This is a genomic window from Bacteroides sp. OM05-10AA, assembly GCF_003439055.1.
Taxonomy (GTDB): domain Bacteria; phylum Bacteroidota; class Bacteroidia; order Bacteroidales; family Bacteroidaceae; genus Bacteroides; species Bacteroides intestinigallinarum.
Genome location: NZ_QSUR01000017.1, coordinates 15,618 through 34,775 on the forward strand (window position 1 = coordinate 15,618; position 19,158 = coordinate 34,775).

The 19,158-nt window shown below is 39.3% G+C and carries 12 protein-coding genes; 10 read left to right on the forward strand and 2 right to left on the reverse strand.

Annotated features, from left to right (window positions below; genetic code table 11):
- Positions 1 to 37: 37 nt before the first annotated feature.
- The 8 genes from DXB58_RS14410 to DXB58_RS14445 all read left to right on the forward strand — a co-directional run bounded on the left by DXB58_RS14410 (position 38) and on the right by DXB58_RS14445 (position 15,344).
- Complete coding sequence (locus DXB58_RS14410) at positions 38 to 3,403, forward strand: SusC/RagA family TonB-linked outer membrane protein (RefSeq protein ID WP_122137256.1); 3,366 nt, start codon at positions 38 to 40, stop codon at positions 3,401 to 3,403.
- A gap of 12 nt (positions 3,404 to 3,415) precedes the next feature.
- Entirely contained in the window at positions 3,416 to 4,930 is a 1,515-nt protein-coding gene (locus tag DXB58_RS14415; RefSeq protein ID WP_122137258.1) for a RagB/SusD family nutrient uptake outer membrane protein, read from the forward strand.
- 22 nt (positions 4,931 to 4,952) lie between these two features.
- A complete protein-coding gene (locus tag DXB58_RS14420; RefSeq protein ID WP_122137360.1) occupies positions 4,953 to 5,708 on the forward strand; it encodes a DUF4843 domain-containing protein in 756 nt (251 codons plus the stop codon).
- A gap of 16 nt (positions 5,709 to 5,724) precedes the next feature.
- Positions 5,725 to 7,425, forward strand: a complete 1,701-nt coding sequence (locus DXB58_RS14425; RefSeq protein ID WP_122137361.1) for a PKD-like family lipoprotein — start codon at positions 5,725 to 5,727, stop codon at positions 7,423 to 7,425.
- A 104-nt stretch (positions 7,426 to 7,529) separates the two neighbouring features.
- Positions 7,530 to 9,833 carry a DPP IV N-terminal domain-containing protein gene (locus DXB58_RS14430; protein WP_369907135.1) on the forward strand — a complete coding sequence of 768 codons (2,304 nt, stop codon included), beginning with the start codon at positions 7,530 to 7,532 and terminating at the stop codon, positions 9,831 to 9,833.
- An 18-nt stretch (positions 9,834 to 9,851) separates the two neighbouring features.
- Positions 9,852 to 12,209: a DPP IV N-terminal domain-containing protein gene (locus DXB58_RS14435; RefSeq protein ID WP_122137262.1), complete on the forward strand. Its 2,358-nt coding sequence runs from the start codon at positions 9,852 to 9,854 to the stop codon at positions 12,207 to 12,209.
- A complete protein-coding gene (locus DXB58_RS14440) occupies positions 12,193 to 14,916 on the forward strand; it encodes a prolyl oligopeptidase family serine peptidase (protein WP_122137263.1) in 2,724 nt (907 codons plus the stop codon). The genes DXB58_RS14435 and DXB58_RS14440 overlap by 17 nt, the downstream gene beginning before the upstream one ends.
- 5 nt (positions 14,917 to 14,921) lie before the next feature.
- A complete protein-coding gene (locus DXB58_RS14445) occupies positions 14,922 to 15,344 on the forward strand; it encodes a lipocalin family protein (protein ID WP_122137265.1) in 423 nt (140 codons plus the stop codon).
- A gap of 162 nt (positions 15,345 to 15,506) precedes the next feature.
- Here DXB58_RS14445 and ybeY read toward each other — a convergent pair whose 3' ends face one another.
- Entirely contained in the window at positions 15,507 to 15,926 is a 420-nt protein-coding gene (gene ybeY / locus DXB58_RS14450; RefSeq protein WP_007748675.1) for an rRNA maturation RNase YbeY, read from the reverse strand.
- 16 nt (positions 15,927 to 15,942) lie between these two features.
- A complete protein-coding gene (locus DXB58_RS14455) occupies positions 15,943 to 17,175 on the reverse strand; it encodes a nucleoside recognition domain-containing protein (protein ID WP_122137267.1) in 1,233 nt (410 codons plus the stop codon).
- A 126-nt stretch (positions 17,176 to 17,301) separates the two neighbouring features.
- Between DXB58_RS14455 and ruvB the strand changes: the two genes are divergently transcribed.
- Together ruvB and DXB58_RS14465 are read left to right on the forward strand one after the other, a co-directional pair.
- Entirely contained in the window at positions 17,302 to 18,333 is a 1,032-nt protein-coding gene (ruvB, locus tag DXB58_RS14460; RefSeq protein WP_004298040.1) for a Holliday junction branch migration DNA helicase RuvB, read from the forward strand.
- Between the two features lie 41 nt (positions 18,334 to 18,374).
- Positions 18,375 to 19,148 (forward strand): dienelactone hydrolase family protein, encoded by a 774-nt coding sequence (locus DXB58_RS14465; protein WP_117933565.1) that lies wholly within the window; start codon positions 18,375 to 18,377, stop codon positions 19,146 to 19,148.
- The last annotated feature ends 10 nt before the right edge of the window (positions 19,149 to 19,158 follow it).

Consider the following 19,158-nt stretch of genomic DNA (forward strand, 5'->3'; position numbering starts at 1 on the left):
ATAAATAGAATATTAGGAAAAGTTTAATCATTAATTTATGAGAGAAAGACGATGGCTACTATGCTTTTTAGTGGCAATGTGTTGCACATTTAGCACATGGGCTTTACCGTCACAGGACAAGACGGTAACCTTAAATCTGCACAATGTCTCTATTGAGACAGTCTTGGATGCAGTAAAGAAACAAACAGGAGTGAATATGTTGTATAATTCACAAATGTTTAAAGGAGTTCCTCCCGTATCGATTAATGCAAAGAATGAGAAATGGGAAGTAGCTCTGAAGTTGATATTGAATCCGCAAGGATTTGACTATGTGATGAAAGACGGTATTGTTGTTATTCGCAAAATGCAGTCGGAGAAGCACGAGAATCGTATTCGCGGTTTAGTGACTGATACACATGGTGAGCCGATCCCGGGTGCCAGTATCATCGTGAAAGGTACCCGTACAGGTACTTCAACGAACATTGAAGGTGAATTTACGCTAGACGTGAAAAGTGATAAAGTAGCCTTGGAAATTTCTTTTATCGGCATGAAAAAGCAAACTCTTCAAGTGGATGCTACTCGCAAAAAGATGCTTGAGATAGTATTGGTTGATGATGTAAAGACATTGGAAGATGTGGTTGTTACCGGGTATAGTAATGTGCGTAAATCCAGCTTTACGGGTAGCTCGACTCAGATTTCAGGTGATGATTTGCGTAAGGTTTCACAAACGAATATTCTAGGTGCAATTCAATCATTTGATCCTTCTTTTCGTTTAGTAGATAATACTCAATTTGGCTCTGACCCGAATACAGTTCCTGAAATGTATATTCGCGGGCGTTCAGGGTTTGGAGTTAAAGACTTGGATAAAGACCTATCTCGTTCAAATCTTGAAAACAACCCGAATCTTCCGACTTTTATTATGGATGGTTTTGAGGTAAGTATTGAAAAAATATATGATTTGGACCCTACACGTATTGAGAGTTTAACGATATTGAAGGATGCTGCTGCAACTGCAATGTATGGATCTCGCGCTGCAAATGGAGTCGTTGTTATCACTACAGTAGCTCCTAAAGCTGGTGAGGTTCGTGTCTCTTATAATTTTACAGGAACATTGGAAATGCCGGATCTGCATGACTATAACTTGGCAAATGCCGCAGAAAAATTGGAAATAGAACGTTTAGCTGGATTATTTGAAACTGGAACAGGTAGCAATATTAATACAGGATCTGGATTAAATGCTTATTACAAGAAGTACGCTTTAATTCAGAAAGGAATAGATACGGATTGGATGTCATTGCCTTTGCAGAATTCATTTAATCATAAACATAGTATCTACTTAGAAGGAGGTACGTCTAATTTACGTTATGGTGTAGATGGTTCTTTTAATTTGTCGGATGGTGTGATGAAAGGAACTGAACGTAATCGGTATAGTGCAGGCTTTTCTTTAGACTATAGAATGAAAAACTTTCAAATAAAAAATTACGTATCTTTCACTCATACAAAATCAAAAGCGTCTCCATATGGCTCTTTTAGTGATTATACGAGTTTGCAACCTTATGATTCTCCTTATGATGATAATGGTAAGTTAGTACAAGGATTGAAATTTTCTAAACCTTCAAGCCGTGATATAAATAATCCATTGTATGAAGCTACTTTAGGTAATTATGATTGGAATGCTTATGACGAATTAATTGATAACTTAAGTTTTAACTGGTACATAGACAATTATTGGACTGTTAAAGGACAATTTAGTGTAACAAAGCAATACTCAAAAGCTGAGAAATTCATGGATCCGTTGTCTAGTAAAACAAGTGTATATGGAACAGATGATAAGAATCTTTCCGGTGACCTATATACTACAAAGGGAGAAAGTATTAATTGGAATACTAATGCGTTCCTTTATTATACCCGCACATTTAAAGAAAAACATAATCTGAATGTTTCTTTAGGTTGGGAGGCTTCTTCCGGTACAACAGAAAATACTAATGCGCATTATCGTGGTTTTCCTTCAGGAGAATTTCATTCATTGAATTATGCGGCAGAAATCTATAAGAAGCCAACTCGTTCTGAAAATACGACTCGTATGGTTAGTGCGATCGCTTCTTCCAATTACACCTTTAATGATATTTATTTAGCTGACCTTTCTGTGCGTTTTGATGGCTCTTCCGAATTCGGAACTAATCAAAAATGGGCACCTTTCTTTTCTGGAGGTTTAGGTGTGAATATTCATAACTATGATTTTTTAAGGGCTAATCCATATATCAATAAATTGAAAGTTCGTGGTTCTTATGGACGTACAGGTAAGGTCAATTTTGCTCCTTATGCAGCATCTACTGTTTATGAAGCATTATTTGATGAATGGTATAAAACAGGATATGGAGCAGTTCTGAAAGCACTGGGAAACAAGGATTTGACTTGGGAAAAAACAGATAAGTTCAATATTGGTATCGAAACTCAAACGTTGAATAGGCGTTTGACTATAGATTTTGAGTACTATTATGATAAAACTATTGATCTTGTAAATGATGTTACGCTTTCTCATACTTCCGGTTTCTCGACCTATAAAGATAATATGGGTGAAGTAGTAAACAAGGGGGTAGAAGTAGAAGTACGTGCGGATATATATCGTGATAGAAACTGGAATATCTCTTTATGGGGAAATATGGCACACAATAAGAATGAGATTCTAAAAATATCAGATTCTCAGAAGGCTTACAATCAGAGAGTTGCAGAATTTTATAAAAAAGAAGCTTTTAATCAACAATTGACAGGTACTTCATTGACCGATGCAAATTATTCTGTTCCTATTCCGCAGTATGCAGAGGGAGCGTCATTGACTTCTATTTGGGCTGTACGTTCTTTGGGGATTGATCCTACGACAGGCAAGGAAATCTTTTTAAATAGAGATGGTACTGTTGCTGATAAATGGGATGCTACACAAGAAGTTGTAGTGGGAAATACAGAACCGAAATGTAATGGTGCGTTTGGTGTGAACATGTCATATAAGAACTGGACATTATTTGCTTCTTTTCTGTATGAATGGGGTGGACAGGAGTACAATCAAACTTTGGTAAGTAATGTAGAAAATGCGGATTTGGCTAATAGGAATGTTGACTTGCGTGTTTTAACTGATAGATGGCAGAAACCTGGCGATGTTGCTCAATTCAAAGATATTAAGGATAGAAGTCTTACAACGCTGCCAACTTCTCGATTTGTACAAGATAAAGCAGTAGTTCGTCTGAATAGTTTGACGCTAAGTTATGATTTCGATCGTGAGTGGCTGAAGAAGCATCTTCATATGAATTTACTTCGTTTAGAGGCATCTACAAGTGACTTATTGAATTGGACATCTATCAAGCAAGAACGTGGCTTAAGTTATCCAAGATCTTGGAAAGTAGAGTTCTCTGTTAAAGCACAATTTTAAAAGGAAATAGAGATGAAAAGAATATATAATACATTATTTATAGTTGGCTTTATAAGCTTATTTATGTCCTCCTGTAACGATTGGTTGGATGTGCGACCATCAGACGAGATAAAAGAAGAATATCTGTTTGAAACAGGAAATGGTTACCGTACTGCTCTAAATGGTATTTATCGAAAACTGGCAACATTTGATTTGTATGGTAGCAATTTAAGTTGGGGACTGATTGACAGCTGGGGGTTAGTCTATAATTTAGCTAAAGCTCCTGATGATGGTGGTGGAAGAGCAATGAAAAAAATGGCAACTTTTTCATTTAAACATTCGGAATTGACTCCAACTACAGATGCAATGTGGGACGCAGCGTGGAATATCATTGCTAATTGTAATAATTTGGCTCAACAAGTTGAAAATGAGGATACTTTGTTGTTTTATGATCGGACTCATGAACGAGATATGATATTTGCTGAAGCGATTGCACTACGGGCTTATATGCATTTTGATTTATTGCGAATTTATGCTCCTTCTATGCTCATGAATCCTGGTGAGCGTACTTTTATTCCTTATGTTGACAAATATCCGTCGTATTTGAGTGATAGGCAGACTGTCAGTTACTGTTTACAACATGTAATTGATGACTTGAAGAAAGCTCAATCCATTCTGTTGTCAGTGGATAAATCTGCAAGTTTCAGTATGGAGAGTCGTTTTATCCAGAATTATAATGGTGAGTCACGCTTTTTAGGTTATAGAGGTTATAGGATGAATTATTATGCTGTTACTGCAGAGTTAGCACGTGTTTATTTGTATGCTCAAAAGGCTGATGAGGCTTATGTAGAAGCTAAAAAGATAATCGATGTGGTAGAATCAAAAAAATGGTTTGCTTCTTCTACTAGTTCTTCTGGTTTTAACAAAGGAAATATGAAGATGATGGAGGATATTATTTTTTCTTTATACTCGACAGATTTGACTGATTGGGATCAAAAAATAAATCATTTATCAGATAATCCGGCAGATGAATATAATGAACATTATTTGTGTTTAGGAGATGAAATGGTGAATGAATTTTTTGGTTCGGAGAAATCATCGGACTGGCGTCTGATATATCAATTGGAAGGTAAATACTATGACACTTATTATCGTACCTTAAAATATAATAAACAAAAAGAAGGAACTACATATAGCAAGGTAAATGATGAGATGATACCAATGATTCGTATGTCTGAGGTATATTATATTGCTGCTGAGGCAATTTATAAGACAAATTCAGATTTAGCTCAAAAATACCTTTCATCAGTGAAAAAAGGAAGAGGTATTAAAAATGTAGATTATTCTCAAGTAACATCTGAGGAAGAATTTATCAATATGATTGTTAGTGATGCCCGTCGTGAGTTTGTAGGTGAAGGTCAAACGTTCTTTATGTACAAACGTTTGAAAAAGAATCTGCAGGGGATGGATGGATATAATTGGAAAGAGGCAGAAGCTAAAGAGGAAAATATGGTATTGCCTCTGCCTGATTCAGAAAGTAATATTTAAGATAATGAAAAACGGAAATGATATGGAAAGAAGATTTCTCTATACAATAATTGCTATTTGTCTGATATGTTCGTTTTTCTCTTGTGGACAAAATGACTTATTGACAAATGCGAATGATGTTTCTTATGTCATCTTTGATAAAGATATGACAACTGATACCACAGCTATATCTTTCAAGTTTTATGACGAAGGAGAAGATGCTAAAATAGCATTAGGAGTAAAGGTGTATGGTAAATTGCAGGAGAACGATTTGACATTCTCATTAGGGTTTGATCCGGTTCGTACTACTTTACCTGAATCTCAATTTGAATTGCCTGAAAAATGTGTAATCAAAGCTGGTGAATTGAAAGGTGAGATTATTATTACTCTAAAAAACTATGATATATTAAAAGAAAACACCAAGTTGCTGGCTTTAAAAGTTAATGAAGAAGGTGAAGTACGTGAAGGAACCGCTAAATATACTAGGGCTATAATCTCTGTGACTGATAGAATCTTTAAACCTGTTTGGTGGTCTGTCGGTAATATTGGTAATATAGATGACCGATTTAATATTGCCGAAACATATTATTTGGGAGTCTATTCAGATACGAAATATTTAATGTTTCTAGATGAATTGAAGAAAGATGATATTGTTTTCGATGGTAAGGATATGAATATCCTACGTAAATATTCTCTACGTTTAAAGAATACTTTGAAGAATATTAATGGAGATAAGCCGAAAGATAAGTGGTTGCGTGACGAGAACGGAGTGATAATAGAAGTTCCTATTGCTGGATAAAAGAAAGGAAATGATTATGAAAAGGATATTATTATATACTGTATTATTCTCATTGCTATGTTGTATCAGTAGCTGTCTAGATGATAAAAATGATTTCAACTATAAGCAAATCAATGAGTTGAATGGTTCAATTGAGAATATGAATGGATGGTATACAGTATCTGTGGAAGAAGATTTGTATTTGAAGCCTGAATTTAAATTTACAATTGATAGTATTCAACCAGATGTTAGTTACGAGTGGTATTTAGATGGGAAACTGTTGGATGTAAAGACTCCTGATTACACATTTAATGCTGCAAAAACAGGTAAGTATGAAGTGACGTATTCCGTTGTGGATAACAAAACAGGGGTGAAGTTTTCTAAATCAGCGGAAATAACAGTGCGTTCTCCTTATTTGGTTGGTTGGTTAATACTATCGGAGAAAGAAGGAAAATCTGCTCTTTCCTTTATAAAAATGAGAACGGTGAAGCGTGATGATATTGATATGGAGGGGAATCCTATTGAGCGTGATTCTATTGTATTCTATGATGTTGAAAAGTATTTCCGTCCTGACTTGGGAACAGAGCCGAAAGGATTAATGGAGCATATTGGAGTGGAAAATGATTTTGGTTTTTCGGATGCTGTATATGATGAGATTGTAGTCATGCAAGGAAAGGGTAATTGGGTTGAATTGAATGGAAATACAATGGAGCATGAAGTTTATACAAAGGAAGAATTTGGAAATGATCTTCCTGAAAATTTTAATCCGGTAGAAGCAGCTATGACATTTTCTTCAAAGCTAATCAGAGATAAAAATGGGTTTATCTATTTGCATAAGAAAATATTGGCTAATGACTATCACGCAGGTTCATATATTTCAGTACCATTAGCAAATAGCACAAAGTTTAAGGGATTATATCAGGCTCATAAATTATATAATCGTAATTATTATGTAATTCCTGCTTGCACAGAGGACAATTCTTTGGTCGGTATTTGGGATGTAGGTCGTTATAATGAATATTCTCTTGACGGAACTCCTTCTGCAATCACTGAGAACTCATCTAGAAACGATGGAAATATTGTTGAGCTCACAGAGACTACGGATGAGAAACATTTTAAACAGATGAGTAAAAATATCGTATCAATGGTACCTGCAACGTGTGGACGTGATAATCGTTTTGATGTGACAGATTCATATCTTGTTCCTAAATGGGTTGCATTAATGGAAGAAAATGGTACATATAGTATACGCTATTTTGGACTTGAAGGAGATACAAGTGGAGGTATAGTGACTGTTACTGACTTTAAAGAGGTCCCGGTTAATGCCGGGGTGTTTGCAGCGGGCTATGTTGATATGGCTGTATTCCCACATAAAAAGTATGTTGTAATTGCTAGTGGAAAGGAGATATGGTATTGCCCATATGGCGGCTCTACTAGTAATGCTGTATTGCTGAAGAAGTTTGACCAGAATATAGTTTCTATATCCAGCCATGATGTAGAAGAGTATTCAAGGGATGGTGATATATATCATAATGGGCATCTAGGGGTTGCATTAGAGAATGGTGATTTCTTTATTTATGGAATAGTAGAGGAGGATAAAATGTTGGACAAGGTTATCGTGAACCAACTTTATCCAAGTCCGGAAACTGAGGGTAAAGATAATAATAACTTTGGAAAAATAGTGGATACTTTGTATAAGTTTGGTAATGCTACTGGAGTGTTTACTTATACTTTCTGATAGAACCTTTTTATAATTCCAGACTCACGCTGAAAAGCGTGAGCCTATCTTTATGATAACTAAACTTGTGTATGAATAAAAAAATATTGTTTACTATCCTGTCAATGTATTGGAGTTTTCAGTTGGGGTTTTCTCAGCAGCAAGCTAATTATGAATTGGCACAGAAGTTTTATGATTTCACTTTAGGAGGTAAACTATCTAATAATAGTCTGTCGATTTACCCAAGGGAAATCAACGATACAGATAATTTCTGGTTCGAGTTTCAAACGACAGCTGGTAAAGAATATTATTATGTGATCCCTGCTGCGGGAAAGCGTGAGCTTCTTTTTGACAAAGGGAAGATGGCTATGCAGTTGAGCGAATTCACCAAAGGTGTAGTAGACAAAAATAAACTAGATATTTCATCTGTAACTTTTTCTAAAGACCAACATTCATTTGAATTCGATTATAAGGGAAAGCAATATAGTTATAATCGTCTGACTGGAAAACTCAAATATGCAGAAAAGAAGGAAGAAAAGAAAGATGTGTCAGAATCGGTCTATAGCTGGATGACTTTCTCTCCTGATAAGAAATATATTCTATATGCAAAGAATCATAATCTGTATGTAAAGGGAAATAAGGCACTAGGAGTGGATACAACAGAAGTGCAATTGACTACGGATGGCATGAAAGATTTTTCTTATGCTCGTGAGGATGATTACGAGCCTGAAGAAGGGGGAGAGATGCCGACATCGGCGCGATGGTGTCCGGATAATCGGCACATATATATTATACGTGATGATAATCGCAAATTACGTAACTTTTGGGTTATTAATTCTTTAGGTGACTATCCTTCATTGAAAGAGTATAAATATGAGTTCCCGGGTGACAAGTATGTAACTCAGAATGATTTGACGGTGATTGATATAGTGGAGAAGACTGCGAAAAAGGCTAAGATAGATAAATGGAATGACCAATATGTAATGCCTTTACATGTTACTTCTGATAGTAAATATCTATTCATTGAACGTACTAAGCGTACTTGGGATGAGGTGGATGTATGCTCAGTTAATCTTTCTACTTTGGAAGTAAAGGAAATTATTCACGAAGAAGACAAACCCTATCGTGATCCACATGCCCGTAATGTCGCTATTTTGAACGATGGAAAGGATATTCTGTTCCGCTCGGAACGTACTGGTTGGGGACATTATTATCATTATGATGGAGATGGAAACCTCAAGAATGTAATGACTTCCGGTGAATGGGTGACAGGTTATATTAATTCTATTGATACACTGAAACGGAAAGTTTACTTGTATGGATATGGAAAAGACAAGAAAGTTAACCCTTTCTACTATATGCTTTTTGAAGTCGACATTGACAAAGAGGGTGCAACTCCTTTGAGTACGGAAGATGGACAGCATAATATTAACTTCTTGAAATCTCATAATTACTATGTCGATACTTATGGCAGAGTTGATATGGAGCCTAAAATTATGTTGAAAGATAAGAAGGGTAAGGTTATTATGGAACTAGCAAAACCTGATTTGAGTCAAGTTTATGCCGCAGGTTGGAAGAAACCGGAGCGTTTCGTAGTAAAGGCTGCTGATAATATTACCGACTTATATGGAGTGATGTGGAAACCGTCTGACTTTGACCCCGAAAAGAAATATCCAATAATTTCGGTTGTTTACCCTGGCCCGTATTTTGGCTTCGTACCTACTAACTTTACTCTTGATGACAGCTATTGCACTCGTATGGCTCAACTTGGCTTTATTGTTATTACAGTAGGCCATAGAGGAGATACACCGATGCGTGGCAAGGCTTACCATCGTTATGGTTATGGTAATATGCGTGATTACCCGCTCGCGGATGATAAATATGCTATCGAGCAGTTGGCTCAACGCCATTCGTTTATTAATGGAAAGAAAGTGGGAATTTACGGACACTCAGGTGGCGGGTTTATGGCTGCGGCTGCTATTTTTACATATCCTGATTTTTATACGGCTGCAGTTTCCTGTTCGGGAAACCATGATAACAGTATCTACAATCGTGGTTGGGGAGAATGTTACAATGGGGTGAGAGAAGTCGAAAAAGTCGTAAAAGACAGTTTGGGTAATGAGAAAAAGGAGTATGAATATAAGTTTAGCGTAAAATCGAATGCTGAGATAGCCAAGAATCTGAAAGGACACTTGATGCTTGTGACAGGAGATATGGATAAGAACGTAAATCCTGCACATACTTACCGGGTAGCCCAGGCGTTGATTGAAGCCGGCAAGGATTTTGATATGTTGGTGATTCCGGGTACAGGTCATGGATATGGCTATGCCGATAAATACTTCGAAAAAAAGATGTACCGTTTCTTTGCCAAACATTTGTTGGGGGATACCCGGGCAGACCATTGGGGAGATATTAACCGTTGCAAATAAAATTATAGATAAGGTTTTATGAAAAACTCTCTCTTTAGATACTTGTGTATGGCAGTTGTTGCATTCATATGCGGCACTGCCGGCGCACAGCAAAAAGCAAATTACCAGTTAGCGGAGAAATTCCGTTTGTTGACACAGAATCCTGTTTCGAAATACTCTGCGGAAGTCAGACCGACATTTATCAACGATACGGATTGTTTTTATTACTCTTTCACTACCCGCGAGGGAAAGAAATACTATTATGTAAATCCGAAGAAAAAGGAAAGACGCTTGTTGTTTGATACTCCTGAATTATTGAGTAAAATTGCGGCATACACCAAAAAGGCCTATTCTCCGGCAGATCCTTATTTATCTTTCACTTTTATGAAAGATAACGAGACGATTCGACTGGATTTTGACCGGGGACTCTATACATACAATATTCGTACGAAAGTATTGAAGAAGCTCGATGAAAAACCGATTTATAAAGATGGTGAACCTTATTGGAAGAAGTATTCTCCCGATAGCCTGTATATGTTGTATGCGAGTAAGGATAATCTCTATTTTGTCGGAAATCCTAAAAAAGGCCAGGATACAATTCCAGTACAGCTGACTACGGATGGCGGACCGGATTATACATTTAATCGTGAAGATGAGGGTAAGATGGAGGGGCGTTTCGGCGCTGAATCCGCTCATTGGATTCCGAATAGTCACCGTTTCTATGTTGTTCGTGAAGATAACCGGAAAGTACGTGATTTATGGCTAATCAACTCTTTATCTACTCCGTCCCCTGAATTGACAACTTATAAAGCGGAACTGGCCGGAGATAAAAATGTGACTCAATATGAACTTCTGCTTGGCGACGTAGATAAACGGGAAGTGAAGAAGGTCGATATAAACCGTTGGCCGGATCAATATATTGATGTGCTATATTCATCAAAGAACGGCAAATACGTTTATTTCCAACGTTATAACCGCACATGGAATCAATCGGATATTTGCGAAGTAGACGTGCAAACCGGAAAGGTGCGTGTCGTGATTCATGAAGAGAATAAGCCATATCTTGATTATCAGATGCGCAGTGTGTCTTTCCTGAATGATGGAAAAGAAATTTTGTTCCGCTCGGAACGTAACGGATGGGGACATTATTACCTGTATGATACGGCAACCGGCAACTTGAAAAATCAGGTAACGGACGGAACTTGGGTGGCTGGCCCGATAGCGAAGATTGACACTGTTGGCCGCAAAATGTATTTTTATGGCTATGGTCGCGAGAAAGACATTGATCCTTATTACTATATTCTTTATGAGGCTAGACTGGACCAACTAAATTCACTCCGTTTATTGACACCGGAGAACGCATCGCATGAAGCCACCGTATCCCCTTCCAGTCGTTATATCGTAGACTCTTACTCTACTGTATCGCAGGAGCCTGTCAATGTCGTCCGTAACCGGAATGGAAAAGTGATTATGACATTGGATAAACCGGACCTGCAACCTGTCTATGATTTGGGATGGAAAGCCCCGGAACGTTTTAAAGTGAAAGCTGCCGATGGTGTGACCGACCTTTATGGGGTAATGTGGAAACCTGCTGATTTTGACTCGACGAAGGTTTACCCTATAATTTCCAATGTCTATCCAGGACCATTCTTTGAGTATGTACCGACACGTTTCACGATTAATGATGTGTATAATACCCGTTTGGCACAACTTGGATTTATCGTTATCACAGTAGGCCATAGAGGTGGTACTCCGATGCGTGGAAAAGCTTATCACACTTATGGATACAATAATATGCGCGATTATCCGTTGGCGGATGATAAATACGCTATTGAGCAACTGGCTGCGCGTCATCCCTTTATTGATGTAACCAAAGTAGGTATTTACGGACACTCCGGTGGAGGATTTATGTCGGCTGCCGCTATCTGTACTTATCCCGATTTCTATTCGGCTGCCGTTTCATCAGCGGGCAATCATGACAACCGAATCTATAACAAAGGCTTTGTGGAAATTCATTTTGGCGTGGATGAGAAGGTTAAAACAGAGAAAGACAGTCTGGGAGTAGAACACACTACTTATGATTATAGTGTTCGTGTACGTCCGAATCAGGAGCTGGCAAAGAACTATAAACATGGTTTATTACTATTCACTGGTGCAATAGATCAGACTGTAAATCCGGCTCATACTTTGCGGTTGGTAGATGCTCTGATTAGAGCGGATAAGGACTTCGATATGTTCGTATTGCCGAAATGTACTCATGGATTTTTTGGTGAATCCGAAGATTTCTTCGAACATAAAATGTGGCGTCATTTTGCCCGCCTGTTATTGGATGATAACTCGGCTGATGCGGATGTTGACCTGAATAAATATATGATAAAAGATGAAAGGAGAAGATAAAATGAAACAGACAATAATGGGAATCGCATTAACGATGGGATTGTTAATCGGTATTATCCCAAGTGTCGATGCTCAAACACAGAAGAAACCGGTGGATATTGAAGCCTGTATGTCGTGGAAGCGTGTTGAGACACCGGATATTTCTCCGACAGGACGGTGGGTTACCTATCGGATTGCCCCTATGGAGTATAATCCTGAAAACAAAGAGGCAAAGACTCTGCACCTGTTTGATACACGTACCCGCAAAGAAATCCTGTTGGATGATGTGGAAAACATAGAGTTTTATAATTCGGATCAGGCTCTTTCTTATCAGAAGGCTGATTCTACAGGAAATATGAAAACGATTCTGATGGAGTTGCCTTCGGGTGTAAGGACTGAATGGGCGTATAAGGAATCTTTCCGGCCGGTAAATGGAACTCCTTATTCGGTTTCAGTAACAAACGTTCCGAAAGATACAGTCAATCATGTTCCGTCTTTTGATCGTTTAGTGGTTCGCCATATGAAAACGGGCACTGCTTTCCAAATTGACAGTATTGGCTACTATACTTTGTACAACGAGGGACGTTCTATCATCTTTGTACGCAGACAGACGAAAGGAAACGCATTGTGCTATGGCCCATTGGCGGGACCTTATCAGACTATTTATCAAAGTTCTGTAAAGAAAGAACCTACTACCTTCAGTTTGAATGCAAAACAGATGACAGGGGAGTTCAGCATTAAGGATTCATTATGGTACAACTTTTCTTTAAAGAAGAATACCTGTGATTTGGTGTTCGACCGTAAAGAGATTGTTCTTCCTGCCGGAATGGAGCTTGCCCGCGCCAGTCTGTCACGTCGTCAGAAGTTTCTGACAATGGAAATCAGACCTTACCAGGAGAAAGTGGATAGAAATAAAAAAGAAGAGGAAGTAAAGCCGGATAAGAGTTTTGAATTGGAATTATGGACTTGGAATGAAACTGAAGTTCCTCCTTTGCAGACTCGTGGCCGTTATTTTCGTCCTCAATATTCGAAATATATCTATGATATTGCTTCCAAAAAGTTGACGGAAGTAGCTCCCGGTCATGCTGATTTGCTGGAACCGGACCGTGCGGAAGAAATTCATCATGTGCTTTATACGGACGAAACTCCTTACCGCATGCAGAAGGAATGGCTTAATGAAGTGCCGTTTGACATTTATTCTGTAAATGTGCATACGGGAGAAAAGCAGTTGGTAGGACGTAGCTACCGGATGAGACCGAGGTGGTCGATGAACGGTAAATGGGCTGTGATGTATGATCCCATTGCGCAAGTATGGAATAAGTTTGATGGAGAAACGGGTAAGGTTGCCGATATTTCAACAGCCATTGGGTATCCTGTGTTCGAGGAGACTTATGACAAGCCGAATCCTGCACCTGCTTATGGCATTGCAGGCTGGACTGCTGATGGCAATAATGTGCTGATTTACGACGCTTATGACTGGTGGAAAATAGACTTGACTGGTGAACGTCAGCCGGAATGCCTAACCAAAGGATATGGTCGCAAAAATAAGAAGTCTATTCGCAAAATGACGAGCAATATCGATAAGGAAGTGTTTGAACCGAACGAACAGGTTATAGTCAGCGTATGGGATGAAAACACGATGGACGAAGACATTTGTGCACTTGACATGAAAGGTCGCTTGAAGGAACTTGCAGGCGGTCCTTATATCTATGCAATTCATCGTTTTTCGGACAACCAGAAGTATTGTATCTGGAATCGTCAGAATATATCAGAATTCCGTGATTTGTGGTGGAGTAAATCAGATTTCTCCGATCCGATTCGTATAACGAACGCTAATCCCCAACAAAGCGAATACAAATGGGGAACTGCCAAGTTGGTGGAATGGACTAACTATGAGAATAAACCCAACAAAGGAATACTTTACCTGCCGGAAGATTACGATCCTCAAAAAGAATATCCCGTACTGGTACAATTCTACGAGACACATTCAGGTGGGTTGAATACTTATCATGCTCCGATGTTGAGCAGCGCGATGGGGGATGTGATGTATTTTATCAGCAATGGATATATCGTATTCATGCCGGATGTGCACTTCACCATAGGAATGCCGGGACAGAGTTGTTATGATGCCGTAGTAAGCGGAACGAAATATTTGATAGAACAGGGGATAGCACATCCGGGAAAGATAGGGCTGCAAGGACATAGCTGGTCAGGATTCCAAACTAGTTATTTGGTGACAAAGACCGATATTTTCACTTGCGCTAATATTGGTGCTCCTATTACGGATATGGTAACCGGATATTTGGGTATTCGTAATGGAAGTGGTTTGCCGCGTTATTTCATGTACGAAGAGTGGCAAAGCCGCATGGGTAAATCATTGTGGGAAGCTAAAGATCAGTATTTGGTTAACTCTGTTCTTGTAGAAGCCGATAAGATACATACACCGTTACTAATTTGGCACAACGATCAGGACGAGGCTGTAGCTTATGAACAAGGGCGTGCCCTGTATTTGGCTATGCGCCGTTTGCAACGTCCGGCATGGCATCTCAATTATAAAGGCGAAGGGCATTTTCTCAGCAATCAGGCTGCACAGAAAGACTGGACAATCCGAATGATGCAGTTCTTTGACTATTATTTAAAAGGAACAAAAGAACCGCGTTGGATGAAAGAGGGTATTCATTTGAGAGAACGCGGAATTAATCAGAAATATGATTTACTAGAAAAATAAATAAAATGAAGAAACTATTAATTACAGCTATGGTTCTGTCTTGCTTCGCATTCAATAGCTATGGACAGGACAAAGTGGAGAAACAAATTATAGGTAAATGGTGTAATCCTTATACTTATAAATCTACAGGTGAACTCAAGGGATTCGAATTTAAAAAAGGTGGGAAATGCTCTTCAGTTAATATCCCTTCTTTGGATTTAAAGACCTGGAAAATAGATAAGGAAGGCTATTTGATTATCGAAGGATTCAGCAAAGAAGATAATGGAAAGATGGAAGTGTATAAAACGCGTGAACGTATTGGGAAGTTGACATCTGATTCATTAGAGTTGGTCACACAGGACGGGCCTCCGCGATTGGCTTTTCTGTATTTGAATACGAAATCAATCAAGAAATTGGTTACTCCTGAAGTAGCTCCTGACAAGAAGTAATAAATCTCTCTCTTAATAATTTAGTGTTAATATTAGCATCGTATTGCTAATGAAGCGCCCCACCGTAGTGATTACGATGGGGCGTCTTCGTTATAGTGTGCGTTACAGTGTATGTTTTAGTAAATCGATAACTTTTTGAAATCGTTTGCTGTTGAGGCTTGCTTACACTTGTCGCATAGCTAATGCTTTGTTTTCCGCAGCTTCCATAATTTCCCGTTCTCCGGGTCCTTTATCGTTAATACCGCAAAGATGAAGAATCCCATGGATAATGACACGGTGCAGTTCGTTATCATAAGAGGCACCAAATTGCTCCGCATTAGTGCGTATTGTGTCCAGGCTAATGAATAAGTCACCTGATAAACGATCGCCTTCACAATAATCGAAAGTAATGATATCTGTGTAGTAGTCATGTTGCAGATATTGACGGTTTACTTCCAGAATTTTTTCGTCCGAGCAAAAGATATAAGCGATTTCACCGAGTCTTTTTCCGTAAGAAGCTGCTACGGCTTTTATCCATTCCGTAGTCTCACGTTTCTTGATATCAGGCATTTTTACGCCTTCTGTTTGATAAGTTACAGCCATAATTGAATGTTATGATTTAAAAGAAAAATAAATAACTGATTAAGATAGCGGCTATGATACCCGAAAAATCTGCAATCAGGCCGCAGGTCACCGCATTACGAGTTTTGGTAATTCCCACACTGCCGAAATAAACGGCTAAAATGTAGAATGTGGTATCTGAAGCTCCGCGTACGACACAACTCATACGCCCAACAAATGAATCCGGTCCTAGTTCTTTCATCGTATCGATCATCAGGCCATTTGCGCCGCTGCCACTAAGTGATTTCATCAATGCAGTAGGTAAGGCTCCGACAAAGCTTGTATCAACTCCACATAGACCTATTATATAGCCGATACCTCCCACCAGAAAATCCATTGCTCCCGAAGTGCGGAACACTGCAATTCCCACAAGGAAAGCAACCAGATAAGGAATGATGCGTACAGCCGTTGTAAATCCCTCTTTGGCTCCTTCTACAAAAGAATCGTATACATTGATTTTCTTTCTGACTCCCGTTAAAATAAACAGGATGATGACACTAAACAACAGAATATTCGCTATCAGAGTAGAGTAAGTGCCCATATCCTCCCGCGATACACTTAGAAACAGATAGATCAATCCCGAAAAGAAAAGGCAGATAACACCCATTAAAATGAGAATTGGTTTATTGATTAAGTTTATCTTTTGAGCGATGCTGACTGCTATAACTCCGACTAAAGTTGAAATGAAAGTACTTATCAGGATAGGAATAAATACATCCGTAGGCTGTGCAGCCCCCATTTGTGCACGATATACCATGATACTTATCGGAATAATGATGAGGCCGGAGGTATTAATCACCAAAAACATAATCATTGGATTGGAAGCGGTATCCTTTTTCGGATTCAGTTCTTGCAGTTCTTTCATCGCTTTCAGTCCCAGCGGGGTGGCGGCATTGTCCAAACCGAGCATATTGGCAGACATATTCATAAAGATGGAACCTAACACCGGATGCCCTTTAGGAATGTCCGGAAACAAACGGCAAAGCACCGGACTAAGAAAGCGGGCCAGTGCATTAATCAATCCGCTGTTCTCGCCAATCTTCATGATGCCCAACCAAAGAGCCAGTACACCCGTAAGTCCCAGCGATATCTCGAATGCCGTTTTGGAGGAGTCGAATGTAGAGTTCATGATAGCCGTAAATATCTCCGTATCTCCCAAAACAATCACTTTTATAAGAGCGATGATAAAGGCAATGACGAAGAATCCTATCCAAATGTAATTTAGAACCATAGTTGATAACGTGTATATAGATAGTGCAAAAGTAGTTATTACGTTTCAAATAAACTAAATCTTCGTCTTTCTTATACTGAAAATGAATGTAAATCTCTATCTTTGTCTCCTACTTTCAAGAAATAAATGGAACAGGAAGATTTTAACATACGCGAACATCAGCTTACTTCAAAAGAACGGGATTTCGAGAATGCACTCCGTCCGTTAAGCTTTGAAGACTTTAGCGGGCAGGACAAGGTGGTGGAAAACCTTCGCATTTTTGTGAAGGCGGCACGTCTGCGTGGCGAAGCACTCGACCATGTGCTGTTGCACGGCCCTCCCGGATTAGGAAAAACAACTCTTTCGAATATTATCGCTAACGAATTAGGAGTTGGCTTTAAAGTAACTTCCGGTCCGGTGCTCGATAAACCGGGTGATCTGGCAGGAGTGTTAACCAGTCTCGAACCGAACGATGTACTTTTTATCGATGAAATTCATCGGTTGTCGCCTGTGGTGGAGGAATATCTTTATTCGGCCATGGAAGACTACCGCATCGATATTATGATTGATAAGGGACCTTCGGCTCGCAGTATTCAGATAGATTTAAATCCTTTCACGCTGGTTGGCGCAACCACCCGTAGCGGTTTGCTGACAGCTCCGCTTCGTGCACGTTTTGGCATTAATCTTCATTTGGAGTACTATGATGACGATATTTTGAGCAATATCATCCGTCGCTCTGCATCCATACTGGATGTGCCTTGTTCGGTACGTGCAGCATCGGAGATTGCTTCCCGTAGCCGTGGAACGCCTCGTATTGCCAATGCATTGCTCCGTCGGGTACGTGACTTTGCGCAGGTGAAAGGCTCCGGCTCTATCGATACAGAGATCGCCCAGTTTGCATTGGAAGCACTGAATATCGATAAATACGGTCTGGATGAGATAGACAACAAGATACTTTGCACCATTATAGACAAGTTTAAAGGTGGTCCGGTAGGTATCACTACCATTGCTACGGCTTTGGGAGAAGATGCGGGAACCATTGAAGAAGTTTACGAACCTTTCCTGATAAAAGAAGGATTTATGAAGCGTACTCCCCGTGGACGTGAAGTGACCGAACTTGCCTATAAACATTTGGGAAGAAGTCTTTATAACAGTCAGAAAACACTGTTTAATGACTGATAAAAACGGTATAAAAGAACCTTATAAAGCATAGTTGGATAATGAAGCAATGGACTACTTTACTTGTTTTTTTCTTTTTGAGCCTCTCTTTATCGGCTCAACAGGAATATGGGAGGGATATTTTTGTCTCTTCTAAAGGAGACTCTTTACCTTATCGGATGATTCATCCCGAATCGGTGAAGCCAGGTGAAAAGTATCCGCTCGTACTGTTTCTGCATGGAGCCGGCGAACGGGGAAATGATAATGAGAAACAGTTGACTCATGGTGGACAGATGTTTCTTAATCCGGTCAATCAAGAGAAGTATCCCGCTTTCGTTCTAATTCCACAGTGTCCGACAGACGGTTACTGGGCTTATACAGGACGTCCGAAGTCTCTTATCCCTACAGAAATGCCAGTGGGACAGGAGATCAGTCCTATATTGCAGACGCTTAAACAGTTGCTCGATTCTTATCTGGTAATGCCCGAAGTGGATACACAACGGGTTTATATTATCGGTCTTTCAATGGGAGCGATGGGAACGTATGATTTAGTCGTGCGTTATCCGGAGATTTTCGCAGCTGCAGTTCCTATTTGCGGTACAGTCAATCCAAGTCGGCTATCGGTTGCCAAGGATGTGAAGTTTCGTATCTTCCATGGAGATGCGGATGATGTAGTTCCCGTGAAAGGCTCTCGCGAAGCGTATAAAGCACTGAAAGCTGCCGGTGCAGATGTGGAATATATTGAATTCCCCGGTTGTAATCATGGAAGCTGGAATCCAGCTTTCAATTATCCCGGATTTATGGATTGGTTGTTCAAACAAAAGAGGAAACGTTGAGCCAATCTGA

Coding starts and splice junctions, on each gene's coding strand:
- DXB58_RS14410 (WP_122137256.1), top strand. CDS start 38: ATGAGAGAAAGACGATGGCTACTATGCTTTTTAGTGGCAATGTGTTGC.
- DXB58_RS14415 (WP_122137258.1), top strand. CDS start 3,416: ATGAAAAGAATATATAATACATTATTTATAGTTGGCTTTATAAGCTTA.
- DXB58_RS14420 (WP_122137360.1), top strand. CDS start 4,953: ATGGAAAGAAGATTTCTCTATACAATAATTGCTATTTGTCTGATATGT.
- DXB58_RS14425 (WP_122137361.1), top strand. CDS start 5,725: ATGAAAAGGATATTATTATATACTGTATTATTCTCATTGCTATGTTGT.
- DXB58_RS14430 (WP_369907135.1), top strand. CDS start 7,530: ATGTATTGGAGTTTTCAGTTGGGGTTTTCTCAGCAGCAAGCTAATTAT.
- DXB58_RS14435 (WP_122137262.1), top strand. CDS start 9,852: ATGAAAAACTCTCTCTTTAGATACTTGTGTATGGCAGTTGTTGCATTC.
- DXB58_RS14440 (WP_122137263.1), top strand. CDS start 12,193: ATGAAAGGAGAAGATAAAATGAAACAGACAATAATGGGAATCGCATTA.
- DXB58_RS14445 (WP_122137265.1), top strand. CDS start 14,922: ATGAAGAAACTATTAATTACAGCTATGGTTCTGTCTTGCTTCGCATTC.
- ybeY (WP_007748675.1), bottom strand. CDS start 15,926: ATGGCTGTAACTTATCAAACAGAAGGCGTAAAAATGCCTGATATCAAG.
- DXB58_RS14455 (WP_122137267.1), bottom strand. CDS start 17,175: ATGGTTCTAAATTACATTTGGATAGGATTCTTCGTCATTGCCTTTATC.
- ruvB (WP_004298040.1), top strand. CDS start 17,302: ATGGAACAGGAAGATTTTAACATACGCGAACATCAGCTTACTTCAAAA.
- DXB58_RS14465 (WP_117933565.1), top strand. CDS start 18,375: ATGAAGCAATGGACTACTTTACTTGTTTTTTTCTTTTTGAGCCTCTCT.